The organism is Rahnella perminowiae, from assembly GCF_019049755.1.
Lineage (GTDB): Bacteria > Pseudomonadota > Gammaproteobacteria > Enterobacterales > Enterobacteriaceae > Rahnella > Rahnella perminowiae.
Genome location: NZ_JAFMOS010000213.1, coordinates 1 through 2,001, shown reverse-complemented (window position 1 = coordinate 2,001; position 2,001 = coordinate 1). Strand labels below are relative to the sequence as shown.

Annotated in this window: 2 protein-coding genes; one reads left to right on the top strand and one right to left on the bottom strand. The window is 47.5% G+C overall.

The annotated features are described in order from the left end of the window. A partial coding sequence (locus tag J1785_RS01385) for a PTS sugar transporter subunit IIB (RefSeq protein WP_217218643.1) occupies nt 1-284 on the bottom strand: 284 nt, incomplete at its 3' end. A 358-nt stretch (nt 285-642) separates the two neighbouring features. On the opposite strand from J1785_RS01385, the gene J1785_RS01380 reads away from it, so the two are divergent. Continuing rightward, entirely contained in the window at nt 643-1,665 is a 1,023-nt protein-coding gene (locus J1785_RS01380; RefSeq protein WP_238483019.1) for a LacI family DNA-binding transcriptional regulator, read from the top strand. Nucleotides 1,666-2,001 lie beyond the last annotated feature (336 nt).

Below are 2,001 nucleotides of genomic sequence, written 5' to 3'. Positions count from 1 at the left end.
GCTTTCAGAACACCTAACCCATCGATTTTGCCGTACAAGCCAGAATCAATGACCTCAACCGGTTTGCCGGGCAAGACATTTTTAATTTCATTCAGCATATAAGCAATTTGCGGCCCAAGCAGAACGACATCTGCCGCCATACCCTTCTCAGCGGCCAGTGTTTCAGGAAATGCTTCGATAATGACCGGGACCTCATATTTCTCGGCCTGAACCTTCATTTTAGAAACCAGCAATGAAGTGGACATTCCGGCGGAGCAAAACAAATAAATGACTTTCTTTTCCATGATGAAACCCTCATATCCCGATAGATTGCAGCTCTGGCAACGGTTTTTCCTTCACCTGTGAGAATGTATTCAGAGCATATAAATGAAAATGATGAATCGTCTCTGCTTGAAAGGATTATACGGCATCGCGCCGGGACGCGATAATTCGGTGCTTATAGAAATCTTCTCTCCTTGACCATCCCCTATGACTCCCTTCACGTTTTGGGGAAATAATTCGCGAGGATAAATAAGACCGAGCCGGGCTGCAACGCAACAGAAAGTTAACATTTCCCCTTACCCAAGCAGGGAACAATATGAGAAACTGATAATGATTGCGCAAACATTACTATTTTGACGCCCGAATTCAGTGGTCAATACTTTGAATAAGAAAACAAATATCCAAAATGGCCTTTCCCGCACGGCCACGCTCGAAGATGTCGCACAGGCCGCCGGCCTCTCCCCGATGACGATCAGCCGCGCCTTAAACAATCCTAAAGTCGTGCGTCCGGCAACCATTGCCCGCGTGATGGAGGCCGTAAAAAGCACCGGTTACATTCCTAATATGCTGGCCGGCGGACTGGCCACCCGTCGCACAAAACTCATCGCCGTCGTGGTGCCGCAAATCAACAATAATATGTTTGTCGATACTGTACAGGCGATCAGCGACCAGCTCGCGGCGCGGGGTTACCACATGCTGTTGTGTATTGTCGGCTATGAGCCGGAAGATGAAACCGATATTGTCGCGACCTTGCTTTCGCGTCGACCGGACGGGATTGTGCTGACCGGCATCCATCACACCTCAGAACTGAAAAGAATCATTCTGAATGCCAATATTCCGGTGGTGGAGATTTGGGATCTGACACCTACGCCGATAGATATGCTGATTGGCTTCTCGCACGAAAAAGTCGGCAATGCCATCGGTGACTATTTCCTCAGCAAAGGTTTTTCCCGCTTTGGTTTTATCTGCGCCTCGGATCGCCGCGCCATGGTACGTAAAAACGGAGCCATCAGTGTATTACGGACTCTCTCCGGGCACGATATTAAAGAAGTGATCGTCTCACGTCCGGCCAATATGGAAGTCGGGCGTCATGCACTCAGACAACTGCTTGCCACCGGTGAGCCGTTCGACGCCATCATTTGCAGTTCTGATACGCTGGCCCAAGGTGCAATTATGGAAGCCGAAGCACAGGGTTTATGTGTTCCGGATGATTTCTCGGTGATCGGTTTTGCGGATCTGAATTTTGCTGCCCACAACCGCCCGGCGATAACCACAGTCAGCGTTGAAAAGTGGGATTTAGGCATCCGCGCGGCGGATATGCTGGCGGATAAAATTGAAGGCATCGTGGTTGAAGAGCCGATTGTCGATATGGGTTACCGGCTGGTGATTCGGGAATCGGCTTAGGGCCCGCGCACATTTCAGTTTATGTTTTTGACCTTAATACTCCACCCCAACCCTCCCCTTCGCAGGGGAGGGAGCCGTGCTGCGTTATTATCCGAAATTGAAATCAATTCTTATTTGTTAAAAATGTTAGCTAACATTCACAACAACTAATAACAGGAACTTTCCGTGCGCAATTATATTGATCTAAATTCAGCCAGTGAAGACAGACAATGATCTTTGATAACTGATGCTAATTTAATTTGAGTTTTGGTAAATAGAAAAATTATAACCAACTGTTTTAAAAGGATTTAAAATCTATTCCATGATTATTTAAAACCACCACATTAGCCACCGCAC